Raw genomic sequence first — 18,748 nt, 5'->3', positions numbered from 1 at the left:
CGCTGCATCCACGTTTCGGGTCGACGTGAAACGTCACGCGACGGTGCGCCCATACAGTGGGCTTCCGTCAACGACGCTTCCGGACACCCGCCATGACACCCGCAGAGACCGACGCCGACGCCCGGCGCATCCATGAAAACTGGCACGCCGCCGTCGTCGCGCGCGACCTCGACGCGCTGATGGCGCTGTATGCCGACGACGCGGTGCTCGAAACGCCGCTCGTCGTCGCCACGCTGCCCGAACACGGCTCGGGCGTGCTGCACGGCAAGGCCGCGATCGGCGCGTTCTTCGCGGCCGGCCTGCGCAATCCGGACAACAAGCTCGGGCGCTGGTACCGGACCGGGCTGTTCTTCTCGAACGGCCGCCAGCTCGTCTGGGAATACCCGCGCGCCACACCGGACGGCGACCAGGTCGATCTCGTCGAGGTGATGGACCTGCGCGACGGGTTGATCGCGCATCACCGCGTGTACTGGGGATGGGTCGGGTTCAATGCGCTGCGGGCCGCCACACCGTCGCCCGATCGCGCATGACGGCCGCCGCATCGGACCGGGCTGCGGCGCGCCGCGTGCTCGCCGCGACCTGCGTGAGCTACACGCTCGTGTTGCTCGACGCGTCTATCGTCAACGTCGCGCTCACCGACATCGCGCACACGTTCGGCAGTCACGTCGCTGGCCTTCAATGGATAGTGAACGCTTACACGCTCGCGTTCGCGAGCCTGCTGCTGACGGGCGGCACGCTCGGCGACCGGCTCGGCGACCGCACCGTCTATGTCGCGGGGCTCGCGGTATTTGTCGCCGCGTCGGTGCTGTGCGGCCTCGCGCCGACCCTCCCGGCACTCGCCGCCGCTCGCTCGTTGCAAGGCGTCGGCAGCGCGATGCTGGTGCCCTGCTCGCTCGCGCTGATCAACCGCGCATTCCCCGCACCGGCCGCCCGCGCGTCGGCGATCAGCCTGTGGATGGGTTGCGGCGGCATCGCGATGGCGTCGGGCCCGCTGATCGGCGGGCTGCTGATCGATCTGTTCGGGTGGCGCAGCCTGTTCTTCGTGAACCTGCCGCTCGGGCTCGCCGGCATCTGGCTCGGCCGCACGGTCGCGCGCGCCGCCGCCGACACGTCGCGGCAGTTCGACTGGGCCGGCCAGGCCGCCGCCATCGTCGCGATCGCCGCGCTGATCGGCACGCTGATCGAAGGCCCGTCGCTCGGCTGGCGCTCGGCGCCGATCGTCGGCGGTGCCGTGACGAGCGTCGTCGCGTGGATCGCGTTCATCGCGATCGAAGCACGGCGCCGCGAGCCGATGCTGCCGCTCGCGTTCTTCCGCAACCGGTTGTTCGCGGGATCGACGTTCGTGTCGATGGCATCGGCGTTCGTGTTCTACGGCCTGCTGTTCGTGCTCAGCCTCTTTTATCGGCAGGTGCGCGGCGCGAGTCCACTCGACACGGGGCTCGCGTTCCTGCCGATGACCGCGATGGTCGCGCTCGGCGGGTTGGGTTCGGGGCGGCTGGTGGCGCGCTTCGGCGCGCGCGGCACGATGTGCGCGGCGTTCGGGCTCTATGCGGCCGGCGCGCTCGGGATGACGGCCATCGGCGCGACGACGCCCGCATGGCTCGCCGTCGCGCCCATGCTCGCGATCGGCTTCGCATCGGGATTCATCTCGCCGGCCGCGACGTCGCCGGCGCTCGGGACGATCGACCGCCGCCGCGCCGGCGTGGCGGCGGCGGCACTGAACGCGGCGCGGCAGAGCGGTTCGGCGCTCGGCGTGGCGATCTTCGGTGCATGCATCGCGACGCTGCAGCCGTTTCCGGTGGCGATGCGGGTGGCGCTGGTCATGGCGATCGCGCTGTCGGCGCTCGCCGCGGCAACGTGGTGGATCACGATCACGACGCGGCCGGCACCGGCAGCCGGCGAAGCGGCCGCACAGCTGCAGGCGGCCGCCACGCGCCGCTAGCGCATGCCGCGGCAGATGCGCCGCTTACGCAACGTACATCGCGACACTGACGAACTGGCACAGGCTCCCTGCCAGCACGAACAGATGCCAGATGCCGTGCCCGTGACGGATGCGCTCGTCGTTGATGAAGAAGTAGATCCCGGCGCTGTAGATCAGGCCGCCGGCGACGAGCCACGCGGTGCCGACGGGCGGCAGCGCGTGGATCAACGGGCGCACCGCGACGAGCGCGAGCCAGCCCATCAGCACGTACAGGATCATCGACAGCATGCGCGTGCGGCGCCCGAGCGTCAGCTCCTGCACGATCCCGAACACGGCGAGCCCCCAGCTCACGCCGAACAGCGACCAGCCCCACGGGCCGCGCAGCGTGACGAGCGTGAACGGCGTATAGCTGCCGGCAATCAGCAGGTAGATCGCCGAGTGGTCGCACTTCTGCAGGATCGCTTTCAGGCGCGGATTGCGCACGCTGTGATACAGCGTCGAGATTGCGTAAAGCAGGATCAACATCGCGCCGTACACGCTGAAGCTCACGACCTTGTACGGATCGCCTTCGAGCGCGCCCATCGTCACGAGCGCCACGAGGCCGGCCACCGACAGCACCGCGCCGACGAGGTGGGAAATGCTGTTGAAACGCTCACCGACATGCACGACGTGTTCTCCTGCGGGTCCATCGGAATAGAAACAGTTCCATGATACCGGTGACCGGATTTCGCCGTGCTGCGCTCGGGCAAACGGCAAGGCGGCCGCTCCGCCGGCTGCCCAAAAGAAAAGCGCCGCGAAATGCTTCGCGGCGCCTTCCCTGTCCGTTACCGAACGGTTTGAACAGCCCGGGTCAGCAACACTTCCCTGCCCCCGACCCGTACCGCGCATTCTGGCGTTCGCGGAAAAATTCCTCGTACGTCATGGGCTCGCGATCCGGATGGGTTTCGCGCATGTGCGCGACGTAGGTGTCGTAGTCGGGCAGGCCGACCATCAGCCGCAACGCCTGCCCGAGGTAACGCCCCGCGCTGCGCAGGTCGCTGCCAAGATCGCTGAACATCGCGGCCTCCCCTTAACGTCCGCTGCCGAGCGCCTGCGCGGCCGGCATCGCTTCGTACGGCGTCTCGCGCACGGTCGGCTTCGACTCGCGGCGCGCGCGCAGCACGGCGATCACGCCGTACACCGCGATCGCCACGACCACGAAGATGAACAGCCCGGCCAGTGCCGCATCGATGTAGTCGTTGAAGATGATCCGCTGCATCTGCGCGATCGACTTCGCCGGGGCGAGCACCTTGCCTTCGTCCACCGCGGCCTGCAGCTTCGCGGCGTGCGCGAGGAAGCTGACCTTCGGGTTCGCGTCGAAAATCTTCTGCCAGCCGGCCGTCAGCGTGCAGATCAGCAGCCACGCGGTCGGCACGATCGTCACCCACGCATAGCGTTCGCGCTTCATCTTGAACAGCACGACGGTGCCGAGCACCAGCGCGATCGCGGCGAGCATCTGGTTCGAGATGCCGAACAGCGGCCACAACGTGTTGATGCCGCCGAGCGGATCGACCACGCCCTGGTACAGGAAGTAGCCCCACGCGGCCACGCACAATGCGGTGGCGACGAGGTTCGCCGGCAGCGACTCGGTGCGCTTGAGCGCCGGGTGGAACGTGCCGAGCAGGTCCTGCAGCATGAAGCGGCCCGCACGCGTGCCGGCGTCGACGGCCGTCAGGATGAACAGCGCTTCGAACAGGATCGCGAAGTGATACCAGAACGCCATCATCGCTTCGCCGCCGATCACCTGGTGCAGGATGTGCGCCATGCCGACGGCCAGCGTCGGCGCGCCGCCCGCGCGCGCGATGATCGTCGTTTCGCCGACCGCCTTCGCGGTCTGCGTCAGCATGTCGGGCGTCAGCACGAAGCCCCATTGCGTGACGGTGTTCGCGACGGCTTCAGGCGTCGAGCCGAGCACGGCGGCCGGCGCGTTCATCGCGAAGTAGATGCCCGGTTCGATCACGCAGGCGGCGACCAGCGCCATGATCGCGACGAACGACTCCATCAGCATCGCGCCGTAACCGATGAAGCGCGCGTTGGTTTCGTTGTCGATCAGCTTCGGCGTCGTGCCCGACGAGATCAGCGCGTGGAAGCCCGACACCGCGCCGCACGCGATCGTGATGAACAGGAACGGGAACAGGTTGCCCGACCACACCGGGCCCGTGCCGTCGACGAACTTCGTCAGCGCGGGCATCTTCAGTTCCGGCGCGACGACCAGGATGCCGATCGCGAGGCCGAGGATCGTGCCGATCTTCAGGAACGTCGACAGGTAGTCGCGCGGCGCGAGCAGCAGCCACACCGGCAGCACCGACGCGACGAAGCCGTAGCCGATCAGGATCCACGTGAGCTGCGTGCCGGTGAACGTGAACCACGCGGCGAGCGTCGGCGAATCGTGCACATGCTGGCCGAACGCGATCGACGCCATCAGCAGCACGAAGCCGATGATCGACACTTCGCCGATGCGGCCCGGACGGATGTAGCGCGTGTAGACGCCCATGAACAGCGCGATCGGAATCGTCGCGGCGACGGTGAACGTGCCCCACGGCGAGTTGGTCAGCGCCTTCACGACGATCAGCGCGAGCACCGCGAGGATGATCACCATGATCAGGAACGCGCCGAACAGCGCGATCACGCCGGGCACCGTGCCGAGTTCCATCTTGACGAGGTCGCCGAGCGAGCGTCCGTCGCGTCGCGTCGAGATGAACAGCACGATGAAGTCCTGCACGGCGCCGGCGAACACGACGCCGGCCAGGATCCACAGCATGCCGGGCGTGTAGCCCATCTGCGCGGCGAGCACGGGCCCGACGAGCGGGCCGGCGCCGGCGATCGCGGCGAAGTGATGGCCGAACAGCACGTACTTGTTGGTCGGCACGTAGTCGAGGCCGTCGTTGTACTTGACGGCCGGCGTCATCCGCAGCCCGTCGAGCTGCATGACCTTGCTGGCGATGAAACGGCTGTAGAAGCGATACGCGATCAGATACACGCAGACTGCGGCGATCACGATCCAGAGGGCACTGACGCGCTCGCCGTGCGCGAGTGCGATCGTTCCGAACGAGAACGCGCCGAGCAGCGCGACCGCGATCCAGAGCAGGGTACTGGAAGCCCGATTCATGGCGTCTCCTGGTCTCCAATGTGTTTTTGAGTGGATGCGGCGAGGCGCCGAACCCGCGTGACGTCGATGCGTCGTGCCGCAGCCTCGCAAAGGCCGCGACGATGGGCCGTAGTATTCCGTGTGACGGGGGCGGCTTACAAGCGGTTAACTACGTATGCGGGGCTACGTAGAATTACGTAGATGCCGGTTGCGCATGCGTTGTCCGCCATGCGATTGAACGTGAACGGCGAGCCACGTACAGTATTCGCCTGCCTCCATTCCGGAACCGCCATGCCGATCGGATTTCAGAAGATGAATGCGAACGGCGATGACTTCGTCATCGTCGACCTGCGCGATCAGGATCGGGATCACGTGCCGCGCATCGATCGCGACCTCGTGCGGCGCATGGGCGACCGGCATAACGGCATCGGCTTCAACCAGCTCGCGGTGATCACGGACTGCGACGACGCGGCCGCGCACATCGCATTCTGGAATCCCGACGGTTCCGCGCTCGATACCTGTGGCAGCGCGACGCGCGGCGTCGCATGGAAGCTGATGCGGGAAACCGGCGCGGCGTCGGTCGTGCTGCGCACGAATCGCGGGCGCCTGCTGTGTGCGCACGACGCGCACGGGTTGATCAAGGTCGAGATGGGCGCGCCGCGCGTCGGCTGGCAGGACGTGCCCGTCGCCGCAGCCGCCGACACGCTCGCGCTGCCGCTGCCCGGCGCACCGGCCGCGTGCAGCATGGGCAATCCGCACTGCACATTCTTCGTCGACGATGTCGATACGGTCGACCTCGAATCGTTCGGCACCGCAATCGAAACGCATCCGCTGTTTCCGCAGAAAACCAACGTGCATGTCGTGCAGGTCATCGACCGTTCGCACATTCGCCTGCGCATCTGGGAGCGCGGCGGCGGCGTGCCGCTCGGGTCGGGCTCGTGTTCGTGCGGCGCGGTGGTCAACGGCATCCGGCGCGGGCTGCTCGACGAGACGGTACGCGTGACTTGCGACGGCGGCGACGTCACCGTTCAATGGGACGGCGCCGGCAGCGTGTTCCTGAGCGGGCCGGTTGCGTTCGGGTTCAGCGCGGTGTGGGTGGCCGGAGAGGCAGCGGCAAGCCGGTCGCCGGCATGAGTCCTGCGGAGGGAATCGCGATGCCGACTCGCGCAGCGATCCCGGACGCGCGGTCGGCATGACCCGGCACAGGGCGTGCCGGGCCGCCTGCATCACTGCTTTTCGTCGATCTTCTTCGGCTTCGGCGGCGACGGCACCTTCGCGTACTGGAACGCCGGCGTCGCCTTCAGCGCCTCCTTCGTCGCGCCCGGCAGGTAGATGTTGCCTTTGCGCACGTCGAGCGATGCGATCGGCACCGCGACGTCATGCGCGGCCACGCCGAGGAAGCCGCCGGCCGACACGATCGCGGCCGACACCGAGCCGTCCGGCGCGACGATCAGGTCGCGCACGGTGCCGACCTTCTGGTTGTCGTCGTTGTACACGGCCTTGCCGAGCACGCTCTTCTTCACGCTCCAGCCTTCGAGCAGCGCCTGCGATTGCTCGACGGTCACGCTGATCGGTTGCGCACCCGCGATCTGCGCATGCGCGCTGACGCTCGAGGCGAGGATGGTTGCTGCGATGAGGGTCTTGTAGAACTTCATGTGCGTTGCACTCCGGTTCGGTTATCGTTGATTCCGGGAGCGAAGCGACGCGGGCGCAACGGCTGATCGGTGAGCGCCCCGCGCTTCGTCGGTCGCGTGGCGGCCGGCCGCACCGCCACGGCGTGTGTGCATCACGGACCGGTGTGGCCGGGCCGCAGCGTGCAACACGGCGATCATGGTAGCGGCATTCGCCGGACCGTGCGTTCAAGGTGCAATGCCGAAGGCGGGTCGGGCCGGATGAAGATCAATGACCGTGCGGATAGCGCGGCAGGGAAAGACATCCGCCGCCGCATGTCGATCACGCCGTGCGGCCTTCCTCGATCAGCTTGCGCGACGCGAATAGTTCGGCATCGCTGCGAATGCCCAGCTTGCGAAACGCCGATTGCTTTTGCGCGCTGATCGTCTTGGGGCTGCGGGAGAATTTCGACGCGATGTCGGAGACGGACATCCCGGCGAGAAAGCAGCGCAGCACCTCGTGCTCGCGGGGGCTGAGGCGCAGGTCGGCTGACAAGCCTGACTCGACCGTCTGCGCAAGTTCCCCGCCCTCCACTTTCGTATCGGTCATGCGCGGGTCGGGCGTCGCGCTCGATTCCATCCGCGCGGCCAGCTCGGCGCTGATGTACGGACGGCCGTTCGCCACGACGCGGATCGCATGCGCAAGCTCGCCGAGATCCTCGCTCTTGCCGAAGAAGCCGAGCGCGCCCGAGCGCATCGTCATGTTGACGGTTGCCGGCGTATCGCTGCTCGACATCATCAGGATCCGGCAATCCGGGAAGCGCGTATTGACGAGCTTGACGAGATTGAGACCGTCGATCTCGCCGGGGCCGAGCGTATAGTCGAGCAGCACGACGTCCGCGTGATTTGCCTCGAGCCAGCGAATCAGATCGCGCGACTTCGCGAAGCTCGCGGCCACTTCAATGCCGATCTTCTCCGTCAGGTAACTGGCGATCCCGTGCTGAACGACGGCGTGATCGTCCAGGATCACGACACGGATCGGTTGGTGCTCTGGCCTCATTGCTAACCCTTTCTTTATTTCAGGACGGCCGTGACCGGCTGCGCCGCGTTGCTTGTGGTCGCACGCGGCCGATGCCATCGTTTATTGGGATGAGCTTACCGGCTTTCCGGCTAATTTTTAACCCCATCGAACAAATAGGGTTCGATCTCCAGCCTAGGCGGCCCGCGCTGCGTTGCGCATGCGCTGCGCGCGACCTATGATGGCGGGCCCCGTTTTTCGGCGGTTCCCGTGTTCGGGGCGTCGAGCGATGCCGGCCCGGCCGCCGTGCGCCGCGAGCGGCGGGGACCACGACGCCCGAGAAACCGGCACCGCCGCCGCTCGGGAAACGGGTCGGTTGCGCGCCGCGCCGATAACGCGAGAGAAGGACGTGAACATGGTGAGTCGGAAAGGTCGCGCCGCCCTGATCGGCATGATGATCGGGTTGATGCCGGCGCCCGGTCGGGCGATCGGCGCGCCGCAGTTTACGGCGGAGGAAAAGGCATGGATCGTCGCGCATCCCGTCGTGCGAACCCGCGCCGATTCGAGATGGCGCCCGTTCGAATTTCGCGAAAACGGCAAGGTGGTCGGAGTGGTGCCGTCGTTTCTTGCGGCGATCTCGCAAATCAGCGGGTTGCGCTTCGAGTATGTCGACGACATCACATGGCGCGATTCGGTGGATGCATTGCGCGCTGGCAGGATCGACATCGTTCCCGACGTGACGTGGCGCAGCGCGTACGATGCACCGAAACAGCCCGCCCCAGGCGCCAAAGCCGGTGTGACGGCGAGCGATGACGCCACATCGCTGCGCAGCAACACCATCGTCAGCCGCCCCTATTTCGTCGGCACGGTTCTGGTCGTCGCGCCCGAGCACATGAACCTGTTCGTCGACTCCCGCAATCTGGCCGGCCGGCGTGTCGCGATCAAGGGCGGCGGCGCGCTGGAAGCCGCGATCCGCCGCGGCGACATCCCGGTGACCTTGCTCACCTACGACGACGAGCGCGACGCGCTCGCGGCCGTCTCCGACGGTGACGCGGACGTCGCCATCGGCCCCGACATGTCGGTCCTGCCGCTGCTGCAGCGGCAATACCGCAACAAGCTGTTCGTGTCGGGCGGCCTGCCGGACAACCCGTATGCGCTCGCGATCGCAACGCGCCGTGACATGCCCGTGCTCGCGTCCATCCTCGAGAAGTCGCTCGCCGCAATTTCGGCGCGCGACGCCGAAATCATTGCTCGCCAATGGATCGAATCGACCGACTACGGCAAGCCGTCGCTGCATTCGATCCTCTACTACCGGCGCTGGCAGGTTGCAGCTGCCGCAGCCGGCCTGCTGGCGTTGACCGCGATCGCATTCGCTTCGTGGCGCTCACGCGCCCTGACGCTACGCAGCGCGCGCGACAAGGCGATGTTCTTCGCGTTCATCAGCCACGAAATCCGCACGCCGATGCACACGATCCTGTCGTCGCTGGAATTGTTGCAACGCGCGAAGCTGCCGCCGAAGCAAGCCGGTCGCGCGGACGCGGCGGTGGCCGCTTCGGAATCGCTGCTGACGCTGCTCGACGACATCCTCGACTACTCGCGCCTCGAATCCCGCAACGTGACGCTCACGCCCGAGCCCACGCACGTCGAACCCTGGGTGCAACGCAGCGCCGACATGGTGCGCTGGCGGGTCGACGAGAAGAAGCTGGACTTCGCGCTCGAACTCGCGTGCCCGCCCGGGTTGTGCGTGCTGATCGACCCGGTGCCCACGCGGCAGATCGTGCTGAACCTGCTCGTCAACGCGATCAAGTTCACATCGGCCGGATCGATTGCGCTGCGCGCCGACTATCTCGACGCCAAACCGGACCGTGCCGGCTCGCTCGTGCTCGAAGTTCGCGATACCGGCATCGGCATTCCGCCCGAACGCCAGCGCCGCATCTTCGAGCCTTATCAGCGGGTCGAGCAGGCCGGGAACCGCCGCGTCGCCGGTAGCGGGCTGGGATTGTCGATCTGCCGCGAACTGGTCGACCTGATGAAAGGCGTGATTACCGTCAGCAGCAGCCCCGACAAGGGCACCGTCTTCACCGTGATCCTGCCGGCGCGGCGCATCGCACACGCGCCGGCAGCCGGCACGGCCGACGCGCGCGAGGCGACGCACGAATCGTCGTCGCCAGTGCGCGCGCAGGCGCCGGCGGACGCCGACACGCCGCCGCCGGCCGGCAACGGGCCGACGATCCTGATCGTCGACGACCACGAAGCGGTTCAACACGCGATCCAGCACCAGCTCGACGCGCTCGCGTGCCGCTCGACCGTTGCCGACACCGGCGAGCATGCACTCGCGCAGTTCGAGCGTGCGACGTTCGACATGGTGCTGCTCGACTGCGACCTGCCCGACATCGACGGCTATACGGTCGTGCGACGCATGCGCGACAGCGAACGCCTGCGAAAGCAGGCGCGCACGCCCATCATCGCGATCTCGGCGTCGACCGGCGACGCGCATCGCGAACGGTGCTTCGACAGCGGCATGGACGGCGTGCTGGGCAAGCCGCTGCGGCTCGATACGCTGCGCCAGATGATCGACCTGTGGTGTCCGGCCGGCGTCGCGGACGAGATCGCGCCACCGGCGGGGGACACGCAATCGGCGAAAGCCGATTTCCGGGCGATCTATCGGCAGAGCGTCGAAGCCGATCTGACGGTGCTCGGCGATGCGTTGTCGAATGACGATGCCGAGCGCGCGCGTCATGCTTCTCACCGAATCAAGGGCGCAGCAGCCATTGCCGGCCATGCCGCGACGAGCGAGCTGGCAGCCGAACTCGAGCGCCGGCTGCTGTTGGCATCCGGCGGCATGCCGCCAAGCATCCGTGCGCTCGGTGACGAACTGTTGCGCCGGCATCGCGCCGACATGGCCGGGCCGGACACACGCGAGCACGAATCGGGCGGCCCCGACGCATAGATGGCCCGCGTGGCCGGAAACCCGACCGCGGGACGCGCGCCTAGGACACGGTGGACGCCTCCAGTGTGCTATCCGCATCGGTCGGATACCACCGCGTGATCGCCTGGCGGAGCGTGTCGAGTCGCAACGGCTTGCCCAGCACGCCGTCCATGCCGCTTTCCAGACAAAGCATCCTGTGCATATCGCCGGACTCCGCCGAAATCGCGATGATCGACACGCGCCGGGCCTTTCGCGCGGCTTCTTCCTGACGGATCATCCGCGCGAGTGCATAACCATCGATGTCGGGCAGATTGCAATCGAGCAGCACCATGTCGATTCCGCCCTGTGCGAGGTGCCGCAGCGCGTCTTCTCCCGAACCGGCGACGATGCCGACGCAGTCGAGCGCATCGCATTGATCCTGCAGCGCGGCGCGCACCGTCTCGTGATCGTCGACGATCAGGACGCGCGGTGCGCCGCGATGCACCGGCGCGGCGGTGGCATCCGCCAAAGCCTGCGCCGCGGTGGCCGACTTTGCCAAGGGCGCGCCGTCAGCTGCCGGGACGGGCAATTGCACCGTGAACACCGTCTCGACGTGCGGCGTGCTGTCGACCGCGATCGAGCCGTGCATCAGCTCGACCAGCTCCCGGCAGATCGCGAGCCCGAGCCCGCTGCCGCCGCTGCCTGGTTGCGGCGCGCGATCGGCCTGCCAGTATGTTTCGAAGACGTGCCCGAGACGATCGGGAGCGATACCGATGCCAGTGTCGCGCACTTCGAGGCAAAGCGTGCCGTTACGGCCGTGGCGCGCCGCCAAGTAACGGACGCGCAGCGTAACCGCCCCGGCCGCCGTGAAATTGATCGCGTTGACGAGCAGATTCAGCACGATCTGGCGAACACGCACCGGATCGATCGACACGTGCACCGATGGAGGCCCCGCAACATCGAGCGTCAACGCCAGCGTCTTTCGATCCGCACGCCAGCGCACCATGTCGACGGTTTGACGGGCCCACGCGTCGAGCTCGACCGTTTGCGGCGACAGCGTGACCTTGCGCGACTCGAGACGCGAGTAGTCGAGGATATCGTCGAGCAGTGTCAGCAGCGTTTCGGCAGCCGATGCGGCCGCATTCACCCGGCCGCCCTGCTGCACGGAAAGCCGCGAACGCTGCAGGAATTCGAGCGACGACAGGACCGTCTGCATCGGCGTGCGGATCTCGTGACTGACGAAAGCGAGGAACATCGCCTTGGCGCGCTTGCTACGGATGGCCGCCGCGCGGGATTTCCACATCAGGTACGCGAGCGCCGCGAACGTCAGCAATGCCAACGCGACCCCGAGCACGACCGGCGCCCGATAGTGCACGATCGAGCGGATCGTCGGCTTGCCGTAGTCGCCCAGCTCGATCGAGTCGCGCGTGATCCCGGCCGTCTCGCTGACCGGAATGGCCGCAAGCGACTTGTCGATGATCGATGCGAGGATCGGCAGGTCGGCGCGCGTGAGCATCGCGAGCGACACGGGGCGGTCGGCCAGCATGCCGGACATGTACAGCTGGCCGGTGAACTGCCGGCGCACGATCGGCAGGATCGTGACGTCGATGCCCAGCGCGGCATCGGCTTCGCCGTTCGCGACCGCGGCGAGCGCGCGCTCTTCGCTGTCGAACGTCAGTACGTGGAGCGGCACGCCGCTGTGGCGAACGAAGTATTCGACCGCACCGCGCCCCTTGATCGCGATGCGCCGGCCCTTCAGCCGTTGCAGGCCGAAGATCATCGCGGAATTGTTGCGCGACACGACGGTCAGTCGCCCGACCAGATAGGGAGCACTGACCAACGCACCGGCGCCGATGCGGTCCGGAACCAGCTCGCGCCAGACCCCCGGAAGCAAGTCGACCTTGCCGGCCGCGAGCGCATCGTACGCGTGCCCCCATTCGGTGCCGGGCACCGTCTGGAACGCGAGTCCGGTCATCTTGGATATCGCACTCAGATAACCCGCGACGAGTCCCGCGTGCCTGCCGTTGCGCATGTATTCGATCGGGTGCCAGTTCGCCTCGACCGCGATATGGACGACCGGGTGGTCGCCGATCCAGCGGAGTTCCTCGTCGGTGAAGATCGGCTTCCAGCAGGCGGTCGCGGCGCCCGTGCCGACCGAGACGGTCAGCAGCATCGTCGTCAACACGTGGCGAAGCATGCGCCACACCGGGCGATGCGCGGAGAACCTTGCTTCCATGATCGATTCGCTTGGGATAGAGGCGATCGGCACCCGCTTCACGGGTGCCGATCGCGCTAGAGACTGGCGGACGACGGCGTAAACGTGATCGTCAGCTTGTGGCTGTACTTGCCCGGACGCTTCCAGACCGACTGGAATTCCGGCGTCTCGAGTGTCAGTGGCGTCGGCGTGCAGACGACCGGCACCGAAATGCCCGGCAGCGTGACCGAGCGACCGGCGCTGTTGTTCACGCCCTGAAGCCGCACCGTCTCGTTGTTCGGCAGCGCGATCTTCTGGCCTGCGTAGGTCAAGCTCGTGGTGTAGTCGATACGCGATTCGTAGGCACCGCTCTTGTCCTTGTCGAGCAACGTGGAATACTGACCTTTATCGCGGCGGTCGATCGTAAGACCATCGCTCGCCGACACGTCGAACCACGTACTCTGCGAGTTGTAGCCGTCGTACAGGCACATGTCGACGTTCGACGTGCCCGACATCCGGCTGCCGTTCGGGAGCTTGCGCAGTTTGAGGTCGACGGTGGGCGTCGCGCTCGTGAACTCCGGCAGATAGACCTGGATATTGTTCTTGTCGGTGGTGTCCAGCTTGATCGCCGCCTTGAAGATGGCGAGCTTCGCGGCTGCACTGGAGCTCCACAGCCTCAGGTTCAACCGCAGGTTCGCGTTCCAGGTTCCGCCGGACGGGAGTTTCTTGAGCTCCGCGGCGGGAATCTTGACGAATAGTGCGCGCCCGTCCCAAGTAATGGTGTCGCAACCGGAGATGGTACCGGACTGCGCCATTTCCATCGGCCTTCGGGCTGTCGACACGACCGGCGCAACGGTGTTGCCGCTGCAATCCCGGGTACGAACGTATGCGTTTGCGCCCTGAAGATTCAGCACAGCCGTCGCCCCAGACTTTTCTTCCTTGAACGAAAGCTTGATGACGGTCGACTCGCCCGAAACGAACCATAGGGGTTCGGTCGGGCACGCACCGGTCGCCGTGTCGGTGGACGATTGGCAAGTCCACGCATTTCGCCCCCACTTGAGGGCGTCGCTCGAATCGTAACCGCCCAATGCGCTGTCGAAGATCACGACATCGCCCAGCGGCGCACCACGATCCCGTGTGGCCTGCGCCGTATCGTTACGATCCGCGGGCGCCTGCATGACCGCCGATGCATTTAGCGAGAGCACGCCCAGCGCGGCCGCCAGAACGATTTCCCGGCAGCGAATTCGATTGATCTGAAGCATTTGAATGGCTGTTTCCTTGTGTTTTCGACATCGCAAGCGGCGGCGTGCAATGCCTGCCGGCACGCGTCGTGTGCGTCACTGCGACGCGTCGGTCACACCCGTCGTCCGCGCCCGCATCGACATCACATAGCGATGCTCCAGCAGCTTGCGCACGCGCGCCTGCTTACGCAGCGACTCCGGCAACGCATCCGGCCCGGCCACTTCGCAGCGCACCTTGCCGACCATCATCAGCACGTCCTGCCGACGCTTCACGTGCAGCGGGCAACGCATCAGCGTCGGACCATCCACGACGAACAATTCGTTTTCCTTATGGTCCAGTTCGGCAATAAAGCCGCCCTGACTGTCGATCAACGGCATCGCGCCGTTGAGAATCACGCTGTCCGACAGCGGCATGCCGCCTTTCGAGAATGCCTGGCCGACATAGGTGTACGTCACCTTCGCGTCGACGTCGCGCAGCGCGAGCTGCCCGGGCACCATGAACAGCGTGCGCTTGCCGAGCCCCTCGGTCACGCTCGTTGCACCGGCGGAAGCATGCGCGCCCGCGTCGCTCACTTCGGTCGTCACCGGCGTGAAGGCCGACACTGGCAGCAGTGCGCGCTGCCCGAACCCGACCTTGATCCGCTCGCTCGAATCGCTGCGCACCTCGGCCGCCATGCCCTTCGCATCCTCGCGCTTGCCGACCCTGACGGCGAAGCCCGCGAGCGGATCCGACTGCGACGCGGACGCGCCGAGGAATACGCCCTGTCGCGCCACCGCGAACGACGACGAATAGCTCGCCGTCACCGACGGATTGTTGCCGCCGCTGTCGCGGCTGTAGCTGTTCGCGACCGACCCAGTGATGTCGCCGTAGCGACCCTTCCAGCGGCCCTGCATGGTGCCCGTCAGGCTGTCGGTTCCATATCCCGACAGGCCGAGCGCGACTTCGCGGTAAGTGTCGCCCTGCCAGTTCCAGTTGCGGTCGAGCGTGTAGTTCGTCGTCGTGCTGTTGCGGTCCGTGCGCACGTCGACGCCCGCCGACGTATACGCGGACGCGCTTCCGGGCCGCATCGCGGGCTCGGCCATCGACAGCGTCACGCCGACATAGCCGCCATACTCGCTGCGGGCGCCGGTGTTGCGGTTCGCATACGCGCCGATGCGCAGGTTCGCGCTGATCTTGCGCCACGTGACGGATCGCGACAGCGACGCCTGCAGCGCGCGCGACACCTGGTCTCCGTGACGGAACACGGGCGTTGCCCATGGACGGTCCGGTGTGTCGGGCTGCCAGTCCTGCGCGCGCCCGACGCTCTTGTTGTACGTGTAGCCGAGCATCGCCGACCAGCTGCCGAGCGGAAACGACACGGTCGCGTTCAGCATGTCATAACAGCCAATGTCGCGATACGACACGGCTGGACCATTGCACGCCGCGCCGCGCATCTGGTAGCGGTACACGCTCCACGACACGCCGTCGGCGAACGAAATCTGCTGCGTGTTGCCGCGCGACCCATCGTTCCCGACGAAGAACGAACCGCCGGCGGAAAGCACACCCAGCGGAAACGCATGGCGCCACTCCAGCGCCGTTTCGTTGTACACGTGCTGGCCGACGCTCGCGATACCGCTCGTCAGCGCCATTTCCCACAACAGCGGAATCCGCACACCGGCTGCCGCGGCCATGCCGTCGGGTGCATCCCGGTCGGTCGGTCGGCCTGCCTGCGCGAACCATTGCGCGGTGCGCGAATTGATGCCGCCGCCGGTCTTCGTGAACGGCGTCGTCTGCGTGCGCACCTGCACGCCGTTCTCGAACACGCGCAGCGTCAGCGGATACGTGCCTTCCGGAAAGCGCGACGTATCGAGCGCATTGACGCCGGCCTTCATGTAGATCGTGCCCAGCAGCTCCTGCCCGCGATACGCATCGATGCGCGAATCGCGCGGCAACAGCAGCATGACGGGCGTGCCTTGCTGCGCAACTTCCGGATTCACATAGGCCAGCGTCGTGCCCACGCGCACGCCGTCGAGCGTGCCGACCGGCAGCATCGTGAACCCGAAGTTGCCGCCGAGCGCGCTCGCGAGGTTGCGGTTGTCCATCCGGCCGGCCTGCGCGTAGTGCTCGGTGCCGAGATCGTGACGGTAATAGAGATCCTGAAGCTGGACGTGGCTCTCCGATCCCCTCGAATAGCCCGTATGGGAAAAATTCCAGTTGCCGCCGATGAAGCTCTTCGGCGTGATGCCGAGCGCACCCGTGCCGGACACGGACAAGCTTTCGTAGCCGCGCCCGCCCGACAGGTTGATCGTCTGCTGATGGATGAGCGCGTTTTCCGTCAGCGGCGACGGCTCGCGAAACCGCTGGTCGCGCTCTTCGGTGCTCACCCAGTCGCGCGACAGGAATAACTCGATGTTCCCTTCGCCTTCGTCGTAGATCACGGCCGCGCTGTCGGTATCGACATACCCGCAGCCGTTCATGCCCGCCTGCCCCGCGCAAGCCAGGTTGCCGTTGCGCGCCATCGACTTCGACAGCGCGTCGCCGATCGTCGACACGTCCGTCGCCGGTTTCACCTGAGAGTCGAGCGCCTGCAGCAGCCGCGCGGGATCCTCGAAACGCACCGCGTCAGGCGTCACGAACACGCGAAACAAGCCGAGCGGCTTGCCGAGAAAATTGACGTTGATGCGTTCGTCATGCCCCGTCATGATGTCCTCGAAGCCCGGCGGCACGGCCGAAGCGGCCTGAGCGACGGACGCGATGTCCATCACATACAGAGCGCTCAGGCATGCGACAACGGTCTTCTTGAGGTCGAATGGAATCATGCGGGAATAGGAAATTGTTTTCAGGAGTGCTACAAAAAACAGGGCGCGCCATTCAGGCGCGCCCCGTCGATACTGCGGAGGGGCTTAGCTACCCGAAGCCGCGCTCTGCGTGACGATCACGCTGACGAGGCCCTGGTAGCTGCCGGACGCCGTGACGGCTTCGACCTTCTTCTGACCGATCGACAGCGCCAGCACGTTCGAACCTTGTGCCAGTTCGCCGGGGAAGAGCTCTGCCGTCTTCAGCGTCGCGGCCGTGGTGGTCAGCTCGGTTTCGCCAAGCTTGACCGACAGCGGAATTTCCGCCGCGCCCGGGCTCGTCTGGTTCTTCAGCGCCGGGACAGTCGCGAGGCGGATCTGCAGATCCTTTGCCTTGTCGTTCGTGAAGATCTTCGTGTTCACTACAGCTGCCTGAAGACCCGTACCCGGCAGATATTGCATCTGCATGGTCGTCGGCAGTGCCGAGCCGTCTGCCGACAGCATTTCGAGCGTCGTGTCGACGTTGGCGGTGACGGTAATGTCCTTCTGGACGGCGTAAGCCGACATCGACATCAGAGCAGCAGCAGCGATCGGAACGTATTTCAGCATGGGTTAGTCCTTCTGGTTGGTTGAAACAATGGTATGGCCCGTCCGGGTCTCGTTATTCGCGCTCGGCGCGTTCATCGCGTCGACGGAATGCGTGCGCATAACCTTCTGCTGCACATCTGTCATTCCCCCCACTCGATATCGGATTCGCACATAAGGTGCGGAATGCAGCCCCTCCAGCCTGAAGTGCTGGTCCGGGTAGACACTGCGGTCGAATTTCGTCCACTGGCATGACGAATCGTCCTGCCCGGACTGGCAGGTTCCGGCTTCGAGCAAGCCGATCCGCACGTTGCCGGTATTGGTCAGCGTGCCGTTCGACACGTCGAAATCGGGCACGGGCGTCTTCGGCAGCACGCGGACGAGCGGCGCCCAGACGAGGCTGAAGTTGACCTTGCCAGACACGTCGTCCGTCGCCGTGGATTCGTCGTCGGACGGCGCCGCCACCGGCTGCAGGTAGACGCGATACAGCACCTCCTTCTGCGGCACGCCGAGCGGAATCACCCGCACGAGGCGCGTGCCGCCGGCCGGCAGCGCGAACTTCGCCGGCGAGATCACGATCGCGTCATCGCCGGAATTCATGCTGGCCTGCTCGCGCTCGTGATCCGTTGCCGGATCGATCACGCGCTTCGCGATCGCCTTCACGTATTGCGTCGCGTCGGATTTCGAAAAGATGCGCAACTCCGCGGCCGACTCCTTGCCGGCACCGATCGACGCCGCCATCGGATAGACCAGCATGTTCGCGCTCGCGATCGACGAGGCAAGCGACATCGCGATTGCGGCAAGCGGCATCCGGTACGAACGGTGTTTCTTCTTAAAAATAATTTGCATAACTTATCGATACAGAATCCATTTCACGTATTCACGGGCAGTCGTACCTCGCTCGGGTCAAATTCCAGGCGACGTCCCAATGACTGGCGACATGCCCGGAACGGCTCAGTCAGTCACTTCCACCGCGGATAGGAAGCGAGTCATGACGCCCTTCGTCGATGCGGGCTGCAAGCGGCAGCCAATCATTCGGGCGACCATGGAATCTCCAGCGCGTTTGCATATCCCGTGGTGCCATGCCAAGCACACCGGCTATCGCAACGCATTGCTTGATTAGGATTCTGACTAATCAGCGGGGGCCGGAATATAGGATTCGTCCTAAATTTGAAGCATCTGCGCCAATCATTAGGACTATTCCTTCTATAAAGGCCTAAATACCCGCGATCGGCATAGCGGGAAGAAGCGCGATGGGCCACGGGGAAAACACACTCGCAAGAAGTTGCCGAGTGGAGCGGCGCACGAGACACCGACCGCTGCTACCGGGCAATCGAGACGGGAAGATGCGCGGGCAGGATGCCTGCGC

The 18,748-nt window shown here is 66.0% G+C and carries 15 protein-coding genes; 5 read left to right on the top strand and 10 right to left on the bottom strand.

Annotated elements, in window-relative coordinates; genetic code table 11:
* Positions 1-92: 92 nt before the first annotated feature.
* Together AC5LXX_RS16830 and AC5LXX_RS16825 are read left to right on the top strand one after the other, a co-directional pair.
* Entirely contained in the window at positions 93-530 is a 438-nt protein-coding gene (locus AC5LXX_RS16830; protein WP_493412333.1) for a nuclear transport factor 2 family protein, read from the top strand.
* On the top strand, positions 527-1,942 hold the full coding sequence (locus AC5LXX_RS16825; RefSeq protein ID WP_493412332.1) for an MFS transporter: 1,416 nt from the start codon (positions 527-529) through the stop codon (positions 1,940-1,942). The genes AC5LXX_RS16830 and AC5LXX_RS16825 overlap by 4 nt, the downstream gene beginning before the upstream one ends.
* A gap of 24 nt (positions 1,943-1,966) precedes the next feature.
* Here the strand turns inward: AC5LXX_RS16825 and trhA are convergent, their stop codons facing one another.
* The 3 genes from trhA to AC5LXX_RS16810 all read right to left on the bottom strand — a co-directional run bounded on the left by trhA (position 1,967) and on the right by AC5LXX_RS16810 (position 5,069).
* Positions 1,967-2,587 (bottom strand): PAQR family membrane homeostasis protein TrhA, encoded by a 621-nt coding sequence (trhA, locus tag AC5LXX_RS16820; RefSeq protein WP_493412331.1) that lies wholly within the window; start codon positions 2,585-2,587, stop codon positions 1,967-1,969.
* A 184-nt stretch (positions 2,588-2,771) separates the two neighbouring features.
* Positions 2,772-2,978, bottom strand: a complete 207-nt coding sequence (locus AC5LXX_RS16815; RefSeq protein ID WP_006480280.1) for a YbdD/YjiX family protein — start codon at positions 2,976-2,978, stop codon at positions 2,772-2,774.
* A gap of 12 nt (positions 2,979-2,990) precedes the next feature.
* Positions 2,991-5,069: a carbon starvation CstA family protein gene (locus tag AC5LXX_RS16810; RefSeq protein ID WP_493412330.1), complete on the bottom strand. Its 2,079-nt coding sequence runs from the start codon at positions 5,067-5,069 to the stop codon at positions 2,991-2,993.
* Positions 5,070-5,339: 270 nt separating this feature from the next.
* Between AC5LXX_RS16810 and dapF the strand changes: the two genes are divergently transcribed.
* Positions 5,340-6,182 carry a diaminopimelate epimerase gene (gene dapF, locus AC5LXX_RS16805; protein WP_493412329.1) on the top strand — a complete coding sequence of 281 codons (843 nt, stop codon included), beginning with the start codon at positions 5,340-5,342 and terminating at the stop codon, positions 6,180-6,182.
* Positions 6,183-6,274: 92 nt separating this feature from the next.
* On the opposite strand, the gene AC5LXX_RS16800 is transcribed toward dapF, so the two are convergent.
* Both AC5LXX_RS16800 and cblR read right to left on the bottom strand, forming a co-directional pair.
* Positions 6,275-6,703: a PRC-barrel domain-containing protein gene (locus AC5LXX_RS16800; protein ID WP_493412328.1), complete on the bottom strand. Its 429-nt coding sequence runs from the start codon at positions 6,701-6,703 to the stop codon at positions 6,275-6,277.
* A 298-nt stretch (positions 6,704-7,001) separates the two neighbouring features.
* Positions 7,002-7,718 carry a cable pilus system response regulator transcription factor CblR gene (cblR, locus tag AC5LXX_RS16795; protein ID WP_493412327.1) on the bottom strand — a complete coding sequence of 239 codons (717 nt, stop codon included), beginning with the start codon at positions 7,716-7,718 and terminating at the stop codon, positions 7,002-7,004.
* A 373-nt stretch (positions 7,719-8,091) separates the two neighbouring features.
* Between cblR and cblT the strand changes: the two genes are divergently transcribed.
* Positions 8,092-10,626, top strand: a complete 2,535-nt coding sequence (gene cblT / locus AC5LXX_RS16790; RefSeq protein WP_493412326.1) for a cable pilus system hybrid histidine kinase CblT — start codon at positions 8,092-8,094, stop codon at positions 10,624-10,626.
* A 40-nt stretch (positions 10,627-10,666) separates the two neighbouring features.
* On the opposite strand, the gene cblS is transcribed toward cblT, so the two are convergent.
* From cblS to cblB, 5 genes are all read right to left on the bottom strand, one after another.
* Positions 10,667-12,820 carry a cable pilus system hybrid histidine kinase CblS gene (gene cblS, locus AC5LXX_RS16785; protein WP_493412325.1) on the bottom strand — a complete coding sequence of 718 codons (2,154 nt, stop codon included), beginning with the start codon at positions 12,818-12,820 and terminating at the stop codon, positions 10,667-10,669.
* Between the two features lie 56 nt (positions 12,821-12,876).
* Entirely contained in the window at positions 12,877-14,040 is a 1,164-nt protein-coding gene (locus AC5LXX_RS16780) for a CblD like pilus biogenesis initiator family protein (protein WP_493412324.1), read from the bottom strand.
* A 75-nt stretch (positions 14,041-14,115) separates the two neighbouring features.
* Positions 14,116-16,818 carry a cable pilus usher protein CblC gene (gene cblC / locus AC5LXX_RS16775; protein ID WP_493412323.1) on the bottom strand — a complete coding sequence of 901 codons (2,703 nt, stop codon included), beginning with the start codon at positions 16,816-16,818 and terminating at the stop codon, positions 14,116-14,118.
* A gap of 84 nt (positions 16,819-16,902) precedes the next feature.
* Positions 16,903-17,403, bottom strand: coding sequence for a cable pilus major pilin CblA (gene cblA, locus AC5LXX_RS16770; protein WP_493412322.1), 501 nt, complete (start codon positions 17,401-17,403; stop codon positions 16,903-16,905).
* 3 nt (positions 17,404-17,406) lie between these two features.
* Positions 17,407-18,228 (bottom strand): cable pilus chaperone CblB, encoded by an 822-nt coding sequence (gene cblB / locus AC5LXX_RS16765; protein ID WP_493412321.1) that lies wholly within the window; start codon positions 18,226-18,228, stop codon positions 17,407-17,409.
* A gap of 142 nt (positions 18,229-18,370) precedes the next feature.
* Between cblB and AC5LXX_RS16760 the strand changes: the two genes are divergently transcribed.
* Entirely contained in the window at positions 18,371-18,502 is a 132-nt protein-coding gene (locus AC5LXX_RS16760; RefSeq protein ID WP_493412320.1) for a hypothetical protein, read from the top strand.
* The last annotated feature ends 246 nt before the right edge of the window (positions 18,503-18,748 follow it).

It is taken from the genome of Burkholderia torrens, assembly GCF_984668525.1.
The sequence above is the reverse complement of the archived record's forward strand: the minus strand, read 5'-3'. Positions and strand labels throughout refer to the sequence as shown.